Annotated in this window: 18 protein-coding genes; 10 read left to right on the top strand and 8 right to left on the bottom strand. The window is 59.1% G+C overall.

Going from position 1 to position 16,791, the window contains the following annotated elements; genetic code table 11:
• Nucleotides 1-206: 206 nt before the first annotated feature.
• A complete protein-coding gene (locus AC13RE_RS17630; RefSeq protein ID WP_488563898.1) occupies nt 207-731 on the top strand; it encodes an invasion associated locus B family protein in 525 nt (174 codons plus the stop codon).
• Here the strand turns inward: AC13RE_RS17630 and AC13RE_RS17625 are convergent.
• A complete protein-coding gene (locus tag AC13RE_RS17625; RefSeq protein WP_488563886.1) occupies nt 725-1,645 on the bottom strand; it encodes a GntR family transcriptional regulator in 921 nt (306 codons plus the stop codon). The two genes, AC13RE_RS17630 and AC13RE_RS17625, sit on opposite strands and share 7 nt — an antisense overlap.
• 289 nt (nt 1,646-1,934) lie before the next feature.
• Between AC13RE_RS17625 and AC13RE_RS17620 the strand changes: the two genes are divergently transcribed.
• The 4 genes from AC13RE_RS17620 (at nt 1,935) to AC13RE_RS17605 (ending at nt 5,528) form a co-directional block, all read left to right on the top strand.
• Nucleotides 1,935-2,948 carry a zinc-binding alcohol dehydrogenase family protein gene (locus tag AC13RE_RS17620; protein WP_488482535.1) on the top strand — a complete coding sequence of 338 codons (1,014 nt, stop codon included), beginning with the start codon at nt 1,935-1,937 and terminating at the stop codon, nt 2,946-2,948.
• Between the two features lie 376 nt (nt 2,949-3,324).
• Nucleotides 3,325-3,885: an FMN reductase gene (gene msuE, locus AC13RE_RS17615; protein WP_488563885.1), complete on the top strand. Its 561-nt coding sequence runs from the start codon at nt 3,325-3,327 to the stop codon at nt 3,883-3,885.
• A gap of 293 nt (nt 3,886-4,178) precedes the next feature.
• Nucleotides 4,179-4,763, top strand: a complete 585-nt coding sequence (locus AC13RE_RS17610; protein WP_488563884.1) for an RBBP9/YdeN family alpha/beta hydrolase — start codon at nt 4,179-4,181, stop codon at nt 4,761-4,763.
• 105 nt (nt 4,764-4,868) lie between these two features.
• Nucleotides 4,869-5,528 (top strand): peroxiredoxin, encoded by a 660-nt coding sequence (locus AC13RE_RS17605; protein WP_488563883.1) that lies wholly within the window; start codon nt 4,869-4,871, stop codon nt 5,526-5,528.
• Nucleotides 5,529-5,587: 59 nt separating this feature from the next.
• Here the strand turns inward: AC13RE_RS17605 and AC13RE_RS17600 are convergent, their stop codons facing one another.
• Complete coding sequence (locus AC13RE_RS17600; protein WP_488563882.1) at nt 5,588-6,490, bottom strand: LysR family transcriptional regulator; 903 nt, start codon at nt 6,488-6,490, stop codon at nt 5,588-5,590.
• Nucleotides 6,491-6,584: 94 nt separating this feature from the next.
• On the opposite strand from AC13RE_RS17600, the gene AC13RE_RS17595 reads away from it, so the two are divergent.
• The gene (locus AC13RE_RS17595; RefSeq protein ID WP_488563897.1) at nt 6,585-7,619 is read left to right on the top strand and encodes an aldo/keto reductase; all 1,035 of its coding nucleotides are present in this window, start codon (nt 6,585-6,587) and stop codon (nt 7,617-7,619) included.
• A gap of 61 nt (nt 7,620-7,680) precedes the next feature.
• Here AC13RE_RS17595 and AC13RE_RS17590 read toward each other — a convergent pair whose 3' ends face one another.
• Complete coding sequence (locus AC13RE_RS17590) at nt 7,681-8,712, bottom strand: aldo/keto reductase (RefSeq protein WP_132717922.1); 1,032 nt, start codon at nt 8,710-8,712, stop codon at nt 7,681-7,683.
• A 262-nt stretch (nt 8,713-8,974) separates the two neighbouring features.
• On the opposite strand from AC13RE_RS17590, the gene recX reads away from it, so the two are divergent.
• Together recX and AC13RE_RS17580 are read left to right on the top strand one after the other, a co-directional pair.
• Complete coding sequence (gene recX / locus AC13RE_RS17585; RefSeq protein WP_488563881.1) at nt 8,975-9,511, top strand: recombination regulator RecX; 537 nt, start codon at nt 8,975-8,977, stop codon at nt 9,509-9,511.
• A gap of 64 nt (nt 9,512-9,575) precedes the next feature.
• Nucleotides 9,576-10,190: a DUF922 domain-containing Zn-dependent protease gene (locus AC13RE_RS17580; RefSeq protein ID WP_488563880.1), complete on the top strand. Its 615-nt coding sequence runs from the start codon at nt 9,576-9,578 to the stop codon at nt 10,188-10,190.
• Nucleotides 10,191-10,242: 52 nt separating this feature from the next.
• On the opposite strand, the gene AC13RE_RS17575 is transcribed toward AC13RE_RS17580, so the two are convergent.
• The 5 genes from AC13RE_RS17575 to AC13RE_RS17555 are packed head-to-tail and all read right to left on the bottom strand — an operon-like array spanning nt 10,243 to nt 15,518.
• On the bottom strand, nt 10,243-10,968 hold the full coding sequence (locus AC13RE_RS17575; RefSeq protein ID WP_488563879.1) for a ribonuclease activity regulator RraA: 726 nt from the start codon (nt 10,966-10,968) through the stop codon (nt 10,243-10,245).
• Nucleotides 10,969-10,986: 18 nt separating this feature from the next.
• Nucleotides 10,987-12,723 carry an L-arabinonate dehydratase gene (gene araD / locus AC13RE_RS17570; protein ID WP_488563878.1) on the bottom strand — a complete coding sequence of 579 codons (1,737 nt, stop codon included), beginning with the start codon at nt 12,721-12,723 and terminating at the stop codon, nt 10,987-10,989.
• 55 nt (nt 12,724-12,778) lie between these two features.
• Nucleotides 12,779-13,642: an ABC transporter permease gene (locus AC13RE_RS17565; protein ID WP_488563877.1), complete on the bottom strand. Its 864-nt coding sequence runs from the start codon at nt 13,640-13,642 to the stop codon at nt 12,779-12,781.
• A gap of 3 nt (nt 13,643-13,645) precedes the next feature.
• Nucleotides 13,646-14,461 (bottom strand): ABC transporter ATP-binding protein, encoded by an 816-nt coding sequence (locus AC13RE_RS17560; protein ID WP_488563876.1) that lies wholly within the window; start codon nt 14,459-14,461, stop codon nt 13,646-13,648.
• 52 nt (nt 14,462-14,513) lie between these two features.
• Nucleotides 14,514-15,518, bottom strand: a complete 1,005-nt coding sequence (locus AC13RE_RS17555; protein ID WP_488563875.1) for an ABC transporter substrate-binding protein — start codon at nt 15,516-15,518, stop codon at nt 14,514-14,516.
• A gap of 129 nt (nt 15,519-15,647) precedes the next feature.
• Between AC13RE_RS17555 and AC13RE_RS17550 the strand changes: the two genes are divergently transcribed.
• Together AC13RE_RS17550 and AC13RE_RS17545 are read left to right on the top strand one after the other, a co-directional pair.
• A complete protein-coding gene (locus AC13RE_RS17550) occupies nt 15,648-16,340 on the top strand; it encodes a GntR family transcriptional regulator (protein ID WP_488563874.1) in 693 nt (230 codons plus the stop codon).
• A gap of 156 nt (nt 16,341-16,496) precedes the next feature.
• Nucleotides 16,497-16,706, top strand: a complete 210-nt coding sequence (locus tag AC13RE_RS17545) for a hypothetical protein (protein WP_488563873.1) — start codon at nt 16,497-16,499, stop codon at nt 16,704-16,706.
• Nucleotides 16,707-16,791: the final 85 nt, after the last annotated feature.

Genomic DNA, 16,791 nt, shown 5'->3' with positions numbered 1-16,791 from the left:
ATGGGGGATGCATTGGCGTAAAATTGCCAATATGAGATCGCAAGCACTCAGTCTCTGAAGATCGGAATTTGAGATGCGACGTGCAATATTGTTGCGATACGCCACGCGAGGGGGTCGAAGATGGACGAGATAACACCGTTTAAGGTGATAATGTGTGTTGAGGAGGGCTGGTCAATATCGATAAATCGACCAGATAGTGGATTGTGATGACTGGCAAGGCGATCATCGGCGCCTCAAGTTCGGGCGCGTTGCAGGAGCGTTACGGCGACTGGATCCTTACCATCGTCAATCAGGGTACTGCCGATCTTGCCCGGCTATCTTATGCTATTTCATACACGCTGTATGATCTGCAGACAAACACGCCGGTACTGTCGATTGAACTTACTCCAGGGTGCGGGAGTCTCCGGGGCATGTTGGCTCTACCGCAGGGACTCTATCTGCGGAGCGTCGGGCTACCAGCAGGCGGCAAAGCTGCTCCCGGTCTCGCCTCGCCATTCGCTACCGCTTTCCCACGTGGCTGTCTTGTCGAGCTGAACCTAAATAAAGCCATGCTTGCCGGTCTGCGGCGCAGGCGCAATCTCACTGTGACGTTGGCTGCAGCCGATACCGACCGCGAGGTGAGTTATGTCATCTCGCTTCATGGGTTCGCCGAAGCTCTCAACCGGGCGCTCTCCATCGTCGATCCTTACGCAGCGAGGGCAGACACCGGGCCAGGCATGACCCTTCAGTAGGCCGGGTCTGGCGGCGTGCTCGAATTCTCAAGTCGAGCTTCTCGGGTGCTTGCAAGCAATGTCCGGCGTGCCTCGCTAAGATGCGCCGTACACGTCTGGTTGATTTTCTTCTGATCCCTTGAGAGGATCGCGTCGATATAATCTAGATGCTGATATACCGCCGCTTCGTTACGGCTGCGCTCGTCTTTCTTGTTCCATTGATAATGATAGAAGAAAATCAGCGAGATGACGTGATAAAATTCGGTGACGAAGCGGTTGCTGGAAGCACTGTTGATCAAACGATGCAACTGCTCGTCCAGGAGCGAGAACCGGTGATAGTCGGTCTCGATCGTTTCCAGCAACTTGAGATGCTCGCTGCGCAGTCTGCGTAGTTCGTTCCAGCTCGGATCGCCGTCATCGAGTTCCGCAAAGCGCATGACGGATCGCAGTTCGAAAATTTCGCGGATATCGGAAAGCTCGTTGGCGAATTCCAGCGTCATGCCGCGAAAGACCCATTTGCCGCCGGCCTTGCGCTCCATCAGGCCAAAATGCCGGAAACTCTGCAGAAATTCGCGGATCGTTGTCGACGACACGCCGAATTGCCGTGCAAGCTGAAGCGCGTTGATGGTCTGACCTGGCCCGCTATCGGATTGGAGAATCCACGTCAGGAAAGCGCGTTCGACCATCAATGTCGGCGGGATGGTTTCGGCTTCGCAATAGAGCTCTGATGGTTCTACCTGCCGCAGGACTATTCTGTCCGTGGAAATCAGACCGCTTTCCGTAGCCGCAGCAAGGCACTTGCGGACAGTCGTTCGGCTGGTGCCAAGGGTTCGACCGATCTCGCGTTCCGAGCCAAGCGGGTGTCCATGGCCGACCGATTGCACGTGGCGCAGGAATTCGTTGAACTGCCGTTTGAAGAGGTTTTCAGAACGCATGCCGCCCGCGCTTGCTGGTTTTTTAAACATAAAATACCACTTTAAATCGCTTATCTCAACCGTGTAAATTCAGCGCAAGCAGGCGGTGAATGAACGCAATCCAGTGTCGAAGTTCGAGGTGAAGGTGGTGCTCAAGTTATTCCTGTACGCCATCGGCGTGCGCAAGGGCGAAGCTGCCCTGAAGCCGGTTCGATCTACCGGTCGACATCGCCGCCCTGAACTGATCTATGTTTAGTAAACCGGGCGCAAGCGTCCGGTTTACTCCCCAATCCAGGAAAGGTTTCGTCACGTGAAAGCCCTGTTGATCGAAAGTGAAGGCATCAGCCGTTTCACCGATGTCGCTCGCCCACAGCTCGGGGAAGGCGATGTCCGTATTTCCATCCGCCATGTCGGCATCTGCGGGAGTGATCTCAACACGTTTCGAGGCCTCAATCCCCTGGTGCAATTGCCGCGCATTCCTGGGCACGAGATCGGCGGAGAGATTGTCGAGACCGGGGCGGGTGTTCCGCCTACCTACCGACCCGGGCAGCGCGTTATCGTGCTTCCCTATACCAGTTGCGGCACGTGCTCCTCCTGCCGCAAGGGGCGCGTGAATGCCTGCCGCTACAATCGCACGCTCGGTGTCCAGCAGGATGGCGGGCTCGCCGAAGAGATCGTTCTTCCGGCAGAGAAGCTGATCCTCAATGATACCCTTGAGCCGCGCTTTCTCGCCTTGGTCGAGCCGTTGTCGGTAGGCTTCCACGCAGTGGCGCGCGGCCGCGTGTCGGCGAGCGATCGCATCGTCGTATTGGGCTGCGGGATGATCGGCATGGGCGTCGTGATCGGAGCCGTTGCTCGCGGAGCCGAGGTGATTGCAGTCGACCTCAGCCCGGAAAAGACCGCGCTGGCAAAACAGTTCGGAGCCCGTCACACCATCGATGCCGGCACGGAAGATGTCGTTGCGCGCATTGTCGAGCTGACGGATGATCAGGGCGTCGATGTGGCCTTCGAGGCAGTCGGCCTTCCGGAAACTTTTCGTCAGGCGATCGATCTGGCTGGCTTTTGCGGCCGCGTCGTCTATGTCGGTTACGCCAAGGCGCCCGTTAGCTATCAGACGCAGATGTTCAATCTCAAGGAGCTTGATATCATGGGGTCGCGCAACGCGACCAAGTCTGATTTCGATGCGGTCATCGCCTATCTGGAGACGATCGGCGATCGTGCCGCTTCCCTTATTTCCAAGGTCATACCCTTTGCCGATGCCGAGAGCGCGTTACCCTTTTGGGACAAGAACCGAGACGTTTTGAAGGTCGTCGTCGAAAGATGAATATGTAGGAAAGCATGCAATCTCCAGTCGCGCTTCCCGGCTTGGCGGGGAGCGCGCCGGCAGCCGGCGTGGCAGCGAAATGGGCCTCCTGATCGCGCATTGCCTTGTAGTCTCCAGGACTGAGCTGGTGCGTTGGCGGGGCGCACGTTGGATCTTATTGAGAAAGCTACGGCATCAATCGATCCCCTCCTGGAGAGAGCCGGGACCGCTGCCATTTCCTTTCGGGGCATTTGTGCACTTCGCCCAGCCGGCTGCAGCATAGAAAGAGATTTTCCAATTCCCGTGCCTTCAGAGATCGCTGTTCCTTTTAATCCACTAATTTTATGGACAATATTTGGATTATCGAAAATGCATGCGATCTTCGGAAGGGATAAGAATGAGTGCGCCCAAACTTGTCGGCATCGTCGGCAGCTTCAACAGGCCGTCGAAGAGCTACGCGCTGGTCCAGGCCGTCGCGGATCTGGCAAGCGGGCGATATGGCTTCTCAAGCAGGATCTACGATCTGCATGATGTTGGCCCCTCTCTCGGCGCGGCCCAGTGGCGCAAGGATCTCGACGATCAGGCAAAAGGTGTGATCGATGAAATCGTCTCGGCAGATGCATTGGTTATCGGCTCGCCGACGTTCAAGGGCTCCTATCCCGGGCTGTTCAAGCATCTGATCGACCTTATCGATCCACACGAGCTGCGCGCCAAGCCGATCATCATCACGGCGACCGGCGGCGGCGACCGGCATGCGCTGATGGTGGAGCATCAGCTGCGGCCGCTCTTCGGCTTCTTCATGGCACATACCCTGCCAACCGCCGTATACGCGTCGGATCGTGACTTTACCGATTACAAGGTTTCCTCGGAACCGCTCGCCGGCCGTATCAATGAGGTCGTCGGTGAGCTCTCCGCCTTCTTCCCGCATCCGGTAACGGTGCTTGCCGCGGCCGAATGATGGGCTGAGAACGATTTGCAGCAGCCCCTGGGATTTATCAATCAAATGGAGGGTTACATGAAATGGAATGTCATTAGCCGCCTGAAGACGATTTTCGCTGGGCGTGCGTTGCAGGATGCGAATGAACGAATCCAATCCGTCGATCGGCCGGAGCCCGGCGAGCGAGAACTCTCCGCGCGCGACTACGAGATCTACTATTGGTGTACATCCCCCGCGCCTTGGCATTGAAGGGATGCATTTTTGATTTCCTGTCGCAAGCTTTGCATTCGATCGCTTTTCCTCGTGAGGCTTTCATGACCAGAGTACTGATCGTGCCTGGCCTTTTCGGCTCCGCCGAGGGGCATTGGCAGCGCTATTGGCTGCAGGATCAATCCGACGTTCGGCTCGTCGAGCAGGATAACTGGGACTTTCCCAATCTCGGCAGCTGGATGGAGAAATTGGAAGCTGCGCTGGAAGAGGCCGGAGAAGCCTATGTCGTCGCCCACAGCTTGGGCTGCGTGTTGACGGCGAGATTGGCTGGCCGGCAGGCCGCACGAAGGGTCAAAGGCGCGCTGCTCGTAGCGCCCTGCGATATTCCCGTGACGGAAACCCTGCATGCCGGACATCTATCCTTCGGCACCATGCCGACGGAAGCACTGCCTTTCCCAAGCATGACGATCGGGAGCTTGAATGACATCTATATGAGCCTCGACCGGCTCGGCATGTTCGGACGACTCTGGAATTCGGATGTTCGCAATATCGGCCTTGCAGGACATATCAATATAGCAAGCGGTTATGGGCGCTGGGTGGGTGGTTATCGCTTTCTGGACATGTTGAAGGCGCGTAGCAGGCATCGCAGGCCGCAGGGGTTTTCAGCGGCAATCGCGGCGTCCATTTAAAAGAAGGGCTTTTCATATCCGCCATTCGACGCCATTGTGCGACGATTTTTTCTCGTTCCCAGGCTGTCACAAATGCGCGCCGGGGTAGGTTTTGGAGGTAAGACAATGAGTTTGCGCATCAACGATATCGCGCCGGATTTTACGGCCGAGACGACACAGGGCGAGGTTAAGTTCCATGACTGGATCGGCAGTGGTTGGGCCGTGCTGTTCTCGCATCCGAAGAACTTCACGCCGGTCTGCACGACGGAACTCGGCGCGATGGCTGGCCTCGAAGGCGAATTCCGCAAGCGCGGCGTCAAGATTATCGGCATCTCGGTCGATCCGGTCGAGAGCCATGGTCGCTGGAAGAACGATATCAAGACGGCGACCGGTTTCGATGTCGACTATCCGCTGATCGGCGACAAGGACCTGAAGGTTGCCAAGCTCTATGACATGCTGCCGGCAGGCACCGGCGAAAGCTCGGAAGGCCGCACGCCTGCCGACAATGCCACCGTCCGTTCCGTTTTCGTTATTGGCCCCGACAAGAAGATCAAGCTGATCCTCACCTATCCGATGACGACAGGCCGCAACTTCGGCGAAATCCTGCGCGCGATCGACTCGATCCAGCTGACATCCAAGCATCAGGTCGCAACGCCGGCAAACTGGCAGCAGGGCGAAGACGTTATCATCACCGCCGCTGTCTCCAACGAAGATGCCATCACTCGCTTCGGCTCGTTCGACACGGTATTGCCCTATCTGCGCAAGACCCGGCAGCCATCCGCCTGATCGGCGTGGTGACTGGGAGTTTTAGCTGACACGATGCGGCCCTGACGGCCGCGTCGCTTTTACAGGTGAACGTTTTCGCGCAAGAAATCCAGCAAGGCGCGCACGCGCGCCGGCAGAGGGCCGCCCTGGCCAATATAGACGGCGTGGAATTCCTCGATATCTCCGGGATTGAATTCTTCCATCACCGGCTGCAGCCGTCTGGCCGCGATATCCGCTCTGACGGTGAAAGCGGCAAGCCGCGCCAGGCCTGCGCCGGCAAGCGCAAGGTGCCGCATGGCTTCGCCGTCGCCCACCTGCAGGCTGCGCGCCGCCGGTACCGTCGCAACCTCACCGTCAATAAGCAGCGGCCAGCCTTCGATCGCCCGGGAATAGCTAAAGCTGATGCGGCAATGTCTTGCCAATTCCGCGGCGGAGCGCGGTGTCCCATGCCTGTGCAGATAGTCCGGCGAGGCGACAATGATACTTTGTGTGGTTCCAAGCTTGCGGGCCATGAGGCTGGAGCTCTTCAGCGGCCCGGCGCGGATTGCAACATCGGCGCGCTCCTCCATCAGGTCGATGACCTGGTCCGTATGGAAGATCTCGAGCGAGACATTCGGGTGCAACGCCATGAAGCTTGGAACGAGCGGAGCCAGCACATGATTGCCGAAGGAGCCGCTGGTGTTGATGCGGATATGGCCGACTACCTGCTCTCCCGCCGATGCATGGCGTTCGGCTTCGGCAATATCGGCAAGAATGGCGACACTGCGCTCAAAGAAAGCGCAGCCCTCGGGTGTGAGCTGCAATCGCCGCGTCGAGCGGTGGATGAGCCGCGCGCCGAGGCGCTTTTCAAGTCTCGTGACGAGTTTGCTGACGGCTGAAGGCGTCATCCGGCAGGCTATGGCCGCAGCGGTGAAGCCGCCGAGTTCCACGGCGCGCACGAAGACTTCCATTTCACCGGAACGGTTGATCTCTTGGCGGCTCATGATGAATTGAAGTCATAAATGAGTTTCTTTTCGGCAATCTATATCATCTCTCCCATCGCGTCTATCTAACTGAAGAACCAACAGGAGACGGATGATGGAATATAGAAATCTTGGTGCTTCGGGCTTGCGCGTTCCCGTGCTCAGTTTCGGCGCCGGCACCTTTGCCGGCAATGGACCGCTCTTCAGCGCCTGGGGCTCGACGGATGCGATGGAAGCGCGCCGTCTGGTCGACATCTGCCTGGAGGCGGGCGTCAATCTCTTCGACACGGCCGATGTCTATTCGGCAGGCGCATCGGAGGAAGTGCTCGGTCAGGCGATCCGGGGCAGGCGGGATGCCGTGTTGATCTCGACCAAGACAGCACTGCCGATGGGCAATGGACCGGCCGATTGGGGCAGTTCGCGCTCACGCTTGATCAAATCCGTCGATGCTGCCTTGCAGCGTCTCGGCACCGATTACATCGACCTCTTGCAACTGCACGCTTTCGACGCCTCGACGCCAATCGAAGAAGTGCTCTCCACTCTCGATAACCTCGTGAAGGCGGGAAAGATCCGCTACATCGGCGCTTCCAACTTCGCCGGCTGGGAGCTGATGAAATCGCTCGCGATCTCCGACAAGCACGGCTACGCGCGCCATGTCGCCCATCAGGTCTATTATTCGCTCGCCGGCCGCGATTACGAATGGGAGCTAATGCCGTTGGGCCACGATCAGAATGTCGGTGCCCTCGTCTGGAGCCCGCTGGCATGGGGCAGGCTGACAGGCAAAATCCGCCGCGGTCAGCCATTGCCCGAAAAGAGCCGGCTTCATGAGACGGCGTCATTCGGGCCGCCCGTCGATGACGAGAAGCTGTTCGATATCGTCGATGTGCTGGATGAGATTGCCGGCGAGACCGGGAAGAGCGTGCCGCAAATCGCCCTCAACTGGCTGCTCAGCCGGCCGACGGTCGCAAGCGTCATCATCGGCGCGCGCAACGAAGAGCAGCTGCGGCAGAATCTCGGCGCGGTCGGCTGGACTCTTTCGAAAGAGCAGATCGAGAGGCTGGATAAGGTCAGTGAGACGACGGCTCCCTATCCCTATTTTCCCTATCGGCGTCAGGAAGGCTTTGCGAGACTCAACCCGCCGCTCGTTTGACACGGCAGGCGATCCCAACGACGGCGGCGAAACAGGCAAATGCTTCGCCGCCGGATGAAACTCAACGGCCACCCTCGATCTTGCGATGGCGCTGGTTCCGGCCGCTTTCGCCGTAGGGATAGGCGGCGGGTTGCGGCGCGCTGATCTCGTTCAGCCGATCCATCTCCGCCTCCGTAAGTTTCAGTTTGGCTGCGCCCAGATTGTCGGCAAGCTGCTCACGCGTGCGCGCGCCGAGGATGACTGAAGTTACCGCCGGTCGTGCTGCCGTCCAGGCAAGCGCCACCTGCGCCATAGTCACGTCTCGTGCCCTAGCAATTTCCTCGACCGTGGCAATGATTGCCCAGGTCCGCTCCTGCGCATTGCGCGGCGCAAAGGATTCGCTGCCACGATTGGGGTTTTCGCCAAGTCTCGTGGCGCCGGTCGGCATTTCGTCGCGCTTGTATTTCCCGGTCAGCCATCCACCGCCAAGCGGCGACCATGGCAGCAGGCCCATCCCGGCATCGAGGCAGGCGTCGACGATCTCGAGTTCGATGTCGCGCACGAGCAGATTATATTGCGGCTGCAGCGTCACCGGCCGCGTGTAGCCCTGGGCCTTGGCGATCTCGACGGCCTTGGCGATATGCCAGCCGACGTAATTGGAGAAGCCGTAATAGCCGATCTTGCCGGCACGCACGGCGTCATCCAGAAATCGCAATGTCTCCTCGATCGGCGTTAAAGCGTCCCAGGCATGCATCTGATAGAGATCGATATGCTCGACACCGAGACGGCGCAGCGAATCGTTCAACGCCTGGCCGAGATGGCGGCGCGACAGACCGATATCGTTCGGTCCGTTGCCCATCGGAAAGCGGCCCTTGGTGGCGATAACGGCCTGGCGTGCTTCTGTCGGACGCGCCTTCAGCCAGCGGCCAATGATCTCTTCCGACTTGCCGGCGCTGTAGACATCGGCGGTGTCGATGAAGTTGCCGCCCCACGCGAAGTAATCGTCGAGAAGCCTGTGCGACGCGGCTTCGTCTGCTTCCGCGCCGAATGTCATGGTGCCAAGGCAATAGGCCGTGACGACGGCCCCGCTTGGGCCGAGCTTGCGATAATCCATTCCTGCCTCCTCTGAACGGAGCTCTGCTGCCCAATGGGCAAAGCGATCGGGAGAGCTGCAGGCTCCGTGATCCATAGCAATAATGTGGTGTTTGAGACGGCCTCCACCGTCGATGGGGTTCGACGCTCGGCGTTTTACCGCCTTGGCCGCGAAAGGAGCATAACCAATCATCCCATGATTACCAAGCGCATTCATTGCCTGAGCCGCCCGGCTTGCGTAAAATTCTCCGTGATGATTCTTCTCTCGCCGAATGCTTTCCCGCATGGATGAAACGCCGACAAGCCGCATGCTTTCCTGGGCACGCAACTCGACCATCTATCGTTTAGAACGTCGGATGATGACCGAGAAGCAGCTGTTCGATGCGATTTCCAAGAAGGCGAAGCAGAAATTCGAGGATATCAGCGGCGCACAGATCAAGGCGCTTGCCGATTTTGCGGTGAAATTCGCCTATGAACTAAAGGTGCTTGATGACGTCGCCTTCGCCGAGATCAGCACACGCTCGGCGGTCCGCTCCGGCAAGTCGAAGAAAGCCATTGCCTTCAAGCTCGCGTCCAAAGGCATCAGTGGTGAAACGGTCGTCGCGGCAGTGGAAGAGGTCGATGATCTCCATTCCGCCGTCATCTTTGCCAGGAAACGTGGTTTCGGGCCTTTCCGGCGCGGTGATCTCGACGAGAAGCGCAAGGCAAAGGAATTGTCTGCCTTCGCCCGCAACGGTTTCAGCTTTGCCATCGGCAAGAGGGTCTTCGAGATGGAGCGAGAGGATGCCGAGGAAGTGCTTGAGGAGAACTCGGCATTTTGAAGCGCCATGCTCGTTGAAATAGCCGGGACCAACGGATAGCGTCGCGGCGCTTGAGGCCGTGGATATGAGGACGTTGGTGACAGTGAATTTTCGATTGCTCGCAGTGGCGATGTGCATCGCTTCCTTGCCGATGACAGCCCACGCCGAGTGGCAGGCGGTCGAGACGATCAAGACCTATGCGATTACCGGAGCCTCGGGGCGCGAACTCTATGACTCCATTGGCGAGCGTGGCCCCTTGCTCGGACCCAAGGTGAGGGCGATCGCCCATACGGACTTCAAGCTGACTTGGACGCGCAAATACGAGCCGCAGCCGAACGGCGCCTGCATGATCACGGTCAACATACCGAAACTGATCATCACCTACACGCTACCGAAGCCTTCGGCGCAATTGCCGGCATCGACCCGCAAAAGCTGGCAGACATTCATCGCCGGGGTCGAGGCGCATGAGCGCGTGCATGGCGGCTTCATCAAGGACATGGTGAAGGAAATCGAGGCCGTGAGCGTCGGCTTTTCCGTGCCCGACGACCCGAAATGCAGCAAGATCCGCGTGGAGCTGACGAAGCGGCTCGGCGAAATCTCCAATAAGGAGCGGCAGCGCAACAGCGATTTCGACAAGGTCGAATTCAGCGATGGCGGCAATCTCCAGCAGCTTGTTCTGAAGCTGGTCAAGGAAGAGTAGTTAAGAGAACCGCAGCCGGACGTATCCGCCGGCTGCGTCACCTAATGTGGCTTTATCGACCCTTCTGCTTCCGCCATTCCGCGAATTTCTGCTTCGGCGCGTCGCTGGTTGCCGGATAGAGGCCGATGATAGTGGCGCCGTTCATGACTTCCTCGGTGACGAAGTCCTCATAGGCCGTCATTTCCACGGTCTCAGTGGCAATCTCATCGGCAAGATGCGCCGGAATGACGATAACGCCCTCATTGTCGCCGACGAGAACGTCGCCGGGGAAAACCGCGACATCGCCGCAGCCGATCGGACCGTTGATTTCGATAGCCTGGTGTAGCGTCAGGTTCGTCGGGGCGGAGGGGCGGTGATGATAGGAAGGAATATCGAGGGCGGCGATTTCAGGGCTGTCGCGGAATCCTCCATCGGTAACGACACCGGCCACGCCACGCACCTGCAGACGCGAGACGAGAATGGAGCCGGCGGAGGCCGCGCGCGCGTCCTTACGGCTGTCCATGACCAGCACGAAGCCGGGCGGGCATTGCTCGACAGCGGCACGTTGCGGATGTTCCGGGTTGCGGAAGACTTCGAGCGTGTTCAAGTCCTCGCGCGCCGGAATATAGCGCAGCGTGAAAGCCTGGCCGACCATGTTCGCCTTCTTCGGCGAGAGCGGCCGCACATCCTGAATGAACTGGTTGCGCAGGCCGCGCCGGAAAAGCGCGGTGGCGATCGTCGGTGTTGCGACGCCCATCAGCTTGTCGCGCGTCTCATTGCTCAGCACATAGTTGCTCATGCGATATGTTCCTCGTAATTAGTAGATGTCGGGTTCGCCCGGCGTCGGGCCGAAGCTGTTTTCCAGGAAGTCGAAATCACAGCCGGTATCGGCCTGCGCCACATGGCGCGAGAACATCCAGCCATAGCCGCGGCCGAATTTTTCCGGAGGCTTGACCCAGGCGTCGCGCCGGCGTTGCAACTCGTCTTCATCGACCAGCATGTCGATGCGCCGCGCCTCGAGATCGAGGCGGACGATATCGCCATTGCGCAATAGCGCCAGCGGTCCACCCACATGCGATTCCGGCGAGACATGCAGAATGCAGGCGCCGTAGCTGGTGCCGCTCATGCGGGCGTCGGAGAGGCGCAGCATGTCCCTGTGGCCCTTCTTCAGAAGCGCCTTCGGGATCGGCAGCATGCCCCATTCCGGCATGCCGGGACCGCCCTGCGGACCAGCACCGCGTAGCACCATGACGTGATCAGGCGTGATGTCGAGATTTTCGTCGTCCACCGCTGCCTTCATCTCCGGATAGCTGTCGAAGACCAGCGCCGGTCCCTGGTGCTTGTGAAAGCGCGGATCGCAGGCGGCCGGCTTGATGACAGCCCCGGTGGGCGCAAGGTTGCCCTTCAGCACCGCAAGCGACCCCTCATGATAGACCGGATTGTCGAGCGAGCGGATGACGTCGTCATTGTAACATTTCGCTCCCTCTAGCGTTTCGCCGAGGGTGACGCCGGAGACGGTGAGCGTCGAGAGATCGAGCTTGGAAGAAAGCTTCGCCATCAGGGCGCGCAGGCCGCCGGCATAGTAGAAATCTTCCATCAGATAGGTTTTGCCGGTGGGCCTGATATTGGCGAGCACCGGTGTCGTGCGTCCGGCCTTGTCGAGATCGTCGAGCGAGAGAGAGATGCCGGCGCGCCGCGCCATCGCGATCAGATGCACGACGGCATTGGTGGAACAGCCCGTCGCCATCGCGACAGCGACGGCATTGTTGACCGCGGCCTGCGTGACGATTTTCGAGGGAACGAGATCTTCCCACACCATCTCGACGATACGCCGGCCGACAGCTGATGACATGCGGATATGATTGGCATCTGGGGCGGGTATCGAGCTTGCACCCGGCAGCGTTAGCCCCAGCGCCTCGGCGATTGCCGTCATCGTGCTTGCCGTGCCCATGGTCATGCAGTGACCATAGGAGCGGGCGATGCCGGCCTCGACATCGACCCATTCCTTCTCCGAAATGGTGCCGGCGCGGCGCTCGTCCCAGAACTTCCAGGCATCGGAACCAGAGCCCAGATATTCGCCGCGGTAATTGCCGCGCAGCATCGGGCCGGCCGGCAGGTAGATCATCGGCAGGCCCATGGAGAGCGCGCCCATGACGAGGCCGGGCGTGGTCTTGTCGCAGCCGCCCATCAGCACGGCGCCATCGACCGGGTGCGAACGCAAAAGCTCTTCGGCCTCCATCGCGAGCATGTTGCGATAGAGCATAGTCGTTGGCTTGACGTAGCTTTCCGACAGCGACAGTGCCGGCAGCTCCAGCGGAAAGCCGCCGGCCTGCAAGATGCCGCGCTTCACGTCCTCGACGCGATGCTTGAAATGCGCATGGCACGGATTGGCGTCGGACCAGGTGTTGAGGATGGCGATGACGGGCTTATCCGTCCATTCTTCGGGCGCGTAGCCCATCTGCATGGTGCGGGAGCGGTGTCCCGAACTTCTGAGGTCATCCGGTGCGAACCATCGGGCACTGCGTAAGTCCTGGGGCTTCTTCCTGCTGTTCATTGTAATTGCGCCTTGTATTCGAATGTTGGTCGAAGGGATAAAAGCATGCGCCGCATCATTCCTTCATGCCCCATTTTAGCAGGGTGCGGCGCTCGATCGTTTGGAAAACCAGGTTTTCGACAATAAGCCCGATGACGATCACAGTCAGCAGGCCGGCAAAGACTGAGGGAATGTCGAGAAGATTGCGGTTTTCGAAGATGAACCAGCCGAGGCCGCCCTGGCCGGAGGAGACGCCAAAGACGAGTTCGGCGGCGATCAGCGTGCGCCAGGAAAAGGCCCAGCCGATTTTCAGGCCCGTGAGGATCGATGGGAAGGCGGCGGGGATCAGGATGCGGAAGACATAGGAAAGACCCGTCAGCCCATAATTGGCGCCGACCATGCGCAAGGTGCGGGAAACGCCGAGAAAGCCTGCGTGCGTGTTCAGAGCGACGGCCCAGAGAACGGAATGAATAAGCACGAAGACGAGACTTGCCGGTCCCAGCCCGAACCAGATGAGGGCGAGCGGCAAGAGCGAGATGGCCGGCAGCGGATTGAACATCGCCGTCATGGTCTCGAGAAAATCGGTACCGATGCGGGTGTTGATCGCAACGACCGTCAGGACGGCTGCGAGCACCGTTCCCGAGATGTAACCCATCACCAGTATCTTCAGCGTGGTCCAGATACGGGCCGGCAGGACGCCATCGGCGAACCGGTCATAAAGTGCGGTCAGCGTGTCGCTCAGCGTCGGGAATAGCAGCGGATTGTCGAGATGCCGGGCATAGGCCTCCCATATGACGGCGAGGATAACGATCAGCAATGATTTGCGGAACAGGCCCGACTGCCAGAGGAGTTCCGTTGTGCCGAGCTTCTGCTCGACGGCGGCTATATGGCCGGCGGCTTCCGTTGTCTGTGGAGCAAGGATGATCTGTGGCGCGCTCATGGTTTACTCCCTGTGCCCCTGCTCGGCAAACAGCATGTGATGGATCTCCTGTTCCAGCTTGGCGGCAGCAGCGGGATCGTCACGAACGGCTTCCACATCGCGCACCTCGGCCTTGACGCGGCCGGGATGCGGCGACAGCAGCAGGATGCGGTTGGAGATCTTGATCGCTTCGGCAATCGAGTGCGTCACGAAGATGACGGTGAACCGCGTATCTTCCCAGAGCTGCAGGAGTTCGTCCTGCATCTGTCGGCGGGTGAGCGCATCGAGCGCTGCGAAAGGCTCGTCCATCAAGAGGATATCGGGCTGCATCGCCATGCCGCGGGCAATCGCGACACGCTGTTTCATGCCACCTGACAGCATGTGTGGGTAAGTGTCGACCGCGCGGGTGAGCTTGACCTTGTCGATATAATCGCGGGCGATGGCCTCGGCTTCGCCGCGCGGCAGGTGACGGGCCGTTGTCAGCGGGAACATGACGTTTTCCAGCACCGTCTTCCAGGGCAGCAGCTGGTCGAATTCCTGAAAGACCATCATGCGGTCGGCGCCCGGTTTCTTGACCGCTTGCCCCTTGATCTCGATCCGGCCCGTCGTCGGTGTCATGTAGCCGCCGATGGCCTTCAGCAGCGTCGATTTTCCGCAACCAGAGGGACCAAGAAGGACGAAGCGGTCAGACTGGGCAACCGAGAAGCTGACGTTTTCCGTCGCGGTGATCAGCAGGTTCGGCGTCTTGTAGCGAAGCGTTACCCTGTCGACATTCAGAAGAGGTTTTGCGGTCATTGTTTCCGTCACCGGCATGTCGGCGTGCGTTTTTGCCTGAAGCATGAGCCTTCTCCGAGGGGTGGCTTGAAGGCGGCATTTGCGCCGCCGACAGGCGTCAGTTGCCATTAAGATCGGCTGCTTCCGGCAGGTAATAGTCGGTCCAGGCCTTGGGCATGGTCTTCAGCGTGCCGATTTTATGGAGATGGGTCGCGAACTTCATGGTTCCCTGCGGATCCATGCGGAACTCCATCATATGCGGCTCGTTCAGGATCGCTACGAGATCTTCGACGCTGGTCTTGTCGCCGCTGACGGTCTTGTAGGCTTCCACGGCCGATTTCGGGTCCTTCTTGATGAGATCGATCGCTTCGGCCGTCGCCTCGCGCAACGCCTTGACGATGGTCGGATTGGCGGTTGCGAACTGCGTCGTGGTGAAAAAGGTGCCCTGGGTCAAATCGCCGCCGATGATGTCGCGGGAATCGATGACCTTGTGAACGCCCGGCTGCTTCAGCTCGAGATATTGGAAGGGCGGGGCGGAGAAGTGGTTCTTGACCTCATGGGTCTGGTTCGCAAGTGCTGCCATTGCATCGGGATGGCCAAGCTGCACCGTGTTGGTGTCGAACTTGTGCACCTGGTCGTCGCCATACATTTGCGCGGCGGCCATCTGCAGCAGGATTGCCTGCGTCGAGACGCCGACCGTCGGCACTGCGATCTTGTCGCCTGGCTGAATATCCTTCAGCGACTGGATGCGCGCATCGCGCGAAACCATGATGACGGGTTGGGCCGAATTGGTGACGATACCCTTCACCTTGCCTCGGGTGCGGTCCCAAAGCAGCAGCAGATTGCCGGTGCCGGTATTGACGATGTCGACGTTGCCGGAGAGCAGCGCGTCAGTCTGCGCGCCACCGCCGCTAAAGGTTCGCCATTCCACCTTGACGCCCTGAAGGCCATCGGCCGCCGCATGCTTCTCGATCAGTTTCTGCGTCTCCATCACGTGGCTGGCGAGATAAAGAATGCCCGGCTGACGCGTGATAGAGATGTCGGTCTTTTCGGCAGCACCGGCTGAAAAGGTGCCGGCAATTGCCATGCCGACCGCTGTCAGACAGCGAAGAAATCCTCTCATTTGCTCCTCCCAATTGATCCAACTTTGAAAAACGAAGTTGGCTTGGACTGACTAAAGCACTAATGTATCAGTGCATCAAGCCCTGAACTGTGTTTAATGAGCAAACGCTCTCGATCAGAAAGGCCGCCAGTGAAGCTCAACCCGAAGGAATTCGCCCTCGATCGCTCCCGCCAGGTGGGGCCTCAGATCCTTGAGATCCTACGATCGCGCATTCTTTCGATGAGCCTGCCGCCAACAACGGTCTTGTCGCGCATCTCGCTGCAAAGCGAATTCAATGTCAGCCAAACCCCCGTGCGCGATGCCCTGATCCGGCTTGAGGAGGAGGGGTTAGTGGAGGTCTATCCGCAATATGCGACGGTTGTTGCGAGGATCGATATCCGTAACGCGACAGAGGCGCATTTTCTGCGATTGTCGATCGAACTCGAGGCGGTCCGCAGGCTGGCTGTTGAATCACCTGCAGAAACGGCAGCGATCCTCGAAGGCATCCTGGCTCGCCAGAAGCATGTGATGTCACAGGAAACCTATGATCTCTTCGATATGCTCGATAAGGATTTCCATCGCGTTCTCTATGAGCGGGCCGGCATTCTCGGCCTGTGGTCGACGGTCCGGCGCCAGAGCGTGCATCTCGACCGGCTGCGCATGCTCAACCTGCCGATGCCCGGCAAGCTGGAGCAGATCATTGTCGATCATCAAGCCGTGGTCGATGCCGTCCGCTCGGCCGATGCGGAGGCCGCCGTCGCCGCTTTGCGCCGGCATTTGTCGGGCACCTTGTCGATCGTCGATCTCATTTGTGAGCAATATCCGGATTATGTGAGCCGCTAGACCCGAAATTTGCTTGACTGCCCGGTAGGGTTGCGGTGGCACCGACAAAGGATCGATGTCGCCGGCAATCTAACTGCCTCCAAAACTCATCGAGCGCATCATGACAATGATGGCCTGAGGGTTTATGTTTTCGCTTCACCACTTAGGGAGGTGATATTGGAAGCGCTCAATAGCCTTGTCATTGATCTCCTGGTTTTTTTGAAAGCTGGTCCGCGACCTTATCGCGAGGTCATGGATGCGTGGCGGACGAGTTGTCCCCGATTGCCCATCTGGGAGGATGCAATGGATCTTGGTCTCGTTGAGCGGGAGCAAGGTTTTATCGTGCTGACCGATGCGGGGAGAAACCTGTTGGAATCTCGTCAGTAAAGATCGCTGTTTCCACGATTGATTCGATACGCTTCATTTTGCCAGTAGATGTGGAGCGTGCCAGCACCCGCATTGGCTTGCGCCT

Source organism: Martinezella sp. CNPSo 3959 (genome assembly GCF_057784355.1).
Note: the sequence above shows the minus strand (reverse complement) of the source record. Positions and strands in the feature narration are given on the sequence as shown.